We start from the raw sequence: 2,468 nt of genomic DNA on the forward strand, positions 1-2,468 counted from the left end.
TTGCCACCCGTGGCGCTTTCGATGGTCACGCTAACGGTCGAGCCGTTGTTGTAGACGTCGTTGGCCGGCGTCTCGAAATCAACACTGCCCTGGGTCTTGCCGGCTTCGACGGTGATGGTCTGGCCGTTGGACAGGGTCACGGTCACCGGCGACTGGGCCGGATTGCTCAGGGTCACGGTGTAGGTGATCACGCCACCTTCGGTCACCGACGGGCTCGCCGTCAGGGTCGCCGTGGTGGTATCCACCGAGTCGTTAATGGTGGTCTGGGCCGGGGTCGGGTTCGGCGTCAGTTGCTCGAAGTTGCCACCTGTGGCGCTTTCGATGGTCACGCTAACGGTCGAGCCGTTGTTGTAGACGTCGTTGGCCGGCGTCTCGAAGTCAACGCTGCCCTGGGTCTTGCCGGCTTCGACGGTGATGGTCTGGCCGTTGGACAAGGTCACGGTCACCGGGGTCTGGGCCGGATTGCTCAGGGTCACGGTGTAGGTGATGACGCCACCTTCGGTCACCGACGGGCTCGCCGTCAGGGTCACCGTGGTGGTGTCGACCGAGTCGTTGATGGTGGTCTGAGCCGGGGTCGGGTTCGGCGTCAGCTGCTCGAAGTTGCCACCGGTCGCACCGGTAATCGTGGTGCTGACGGTCGAGCCATTGTTGTAGACGTCGTTGGCCGGCGTCTCGAAATCAACACTGCCCTGGGTCTTGCCCGCCTCAACAGTGATGGTCTGGCCGTTGGACAGGGTCACAGTCACCGGCGACTGAGCCGGACTGCTCAGGGTCACGGTGTAGGTGATCACACCACCTTCGGTCACCGACGGAGTGGCCGTCAGGGTCGCGGTAGTAGTATCCACCGAGTCGTTAATGGTGGTCTGGGCCGGGGTCGGGTTCGGCGTCAGTTGCTCGAAGTTGCCACCTGTGGCGCTTTCGATGGTCACGCTAACGGTCGAGCCGTTGTTGTAGACGTCGTTGGCCGGCGTCTCGAAGTCAACGCTGCCCTGGGTCTTGCCGGCTTCGACGGTGATGGTCTGGCCGTTGGACAGGGTCACGGTCACCGGCGACTGCGCCGGGTTGCTCAGGGTCACGGTGTAGGTGATCACACCACCTTCGGTGACGCTTGGCGAAGCGGTCAGGGTGGCGGTGGTGACATCGACCGAATCATTGATGGTGGTCTGGGCCGGGGTCGGGTTCGGCGTCAGCTGCTCGAAGTTGCCACCCGTGGCGCTTTCGATGGTCACGCTAACGGTTGAGCCGTTGTTATAGACATCGTTGGCCGGGGTCTCGAAGTCGACACTGCCCTGGGTCTTGCCGGCTTCGACGGTAATGGTCTGGCCGTTGGACAGGGTCACGGTCACCGGGGTCTGGGCCGGGTTGCTCAGGGTCACGGTGTAGGTGATCACACCGCCGTCGGCAACGCATGGCGAAGCGGTCAGGGTCGCGGTGGTGGTGTCGACCGAGTCGTTGATGGTGGTCTGGGCCGGGGTCGGATTCGGCGTCAGCTGCTCGAAGTTGCCGCCGGTCGCACCGGTAATCGTGGTGCTGACGGTCGAGCCGTTGTTGTAGACATCGTTGGCCGGGGTCTCGAAATCAACACTGCCCTGGGTCTTGCCCGCCTCAACAGTGATGGTCTGGCCATTAGACAGGGTCACAGTCACCGGGGTCTGGGCCGGGTTGCTCAGGGTCACCGTGTAGGTGATCACGCCGCCTTCGGTCACGCTTGGCGAAGCGGTCAGGGTCGCGGTGGTGACATCGACCGAGTCGTTAATGGTGGTCTGGGCCGGGGTCGGGTTCGGCGTCAGCTGTTCAAAGTTGCCACCGGTAGCACCGGTAATCGTGGTGCTGACGGTCGAGCCGTTGTTGTAGACGTCATTGGCCGGCGTCTCAAAGTCGACACTGCCCTGGGTCTTGCCGGCTTCGACGGTAATGGTCTGGCCATTGGACAGGGTCACGGTTACCGGCGACTGGGCCGGGTTGCTCAGGGTCACGGTGTAGGTGATCACGCCACCTTCGGTCACCGACGGGCTCGCCGTCAGGGTCGCGGTGGTGGTGTCGACCGAGTCGTTGATGGTGGTCTGGGCCGGGGTCGGATTCGGCGTCAGCTGCTCGAAGTTGCCGCCGGTCGCACCGGTAATCGTGGTGCTGACGGTCGAGCCGTTGTTGTAGACATCGTTGGCCGGGGTCTCGAAATCAACACTGCCCTGGGTCTTGCCCGCCTCAACAGTGATGGTCTGGCCGTTGGACAGGGTCACAGTCACCGGAGTCTGCGCTGGGTTGCTCAGGGTCACGGTGTAGGTGATCACGCCGCCTTCGGTCACCGACGGGCTCGCCGTCAGGGTCGCCGTGGTGGTGTCGACCGAGTCGTTGATCGTGGTCTGAGCCGGGGTCGGATTCGGGGTCAGCTGCTCGAAGTTGCCACCCGTGGCGCTTTCGATGGTCACGCTAACGGTCGAGCCGTTGTTGTAGACGTCGTTGGCCGG

General features: G+C 63.5%; 1 protein-coding gene. It reads right to left on the reverse strand.

Annotation, left to right across the window (positions count from 1 at the left end; genetic code table 11):
- On the reverse strand, positions 1 to 2,468 hold a 2,468-nt coding region (locus tag FQ664_RS25680), incomplete at both ends, for an immunoglobulin-like domain-containing protein (RefSeq protein ID WP_368667995.1).

It is taken from the genome of Pseudomonas persica (assembly GCF_900291015.1).
Classification (GTDB): domain Bacteria; phylum Pseudomonadota; class Gammaproteobacteria; order Pseudomonadales; family Pseudomonadaceae; genus Aquipseudomonas.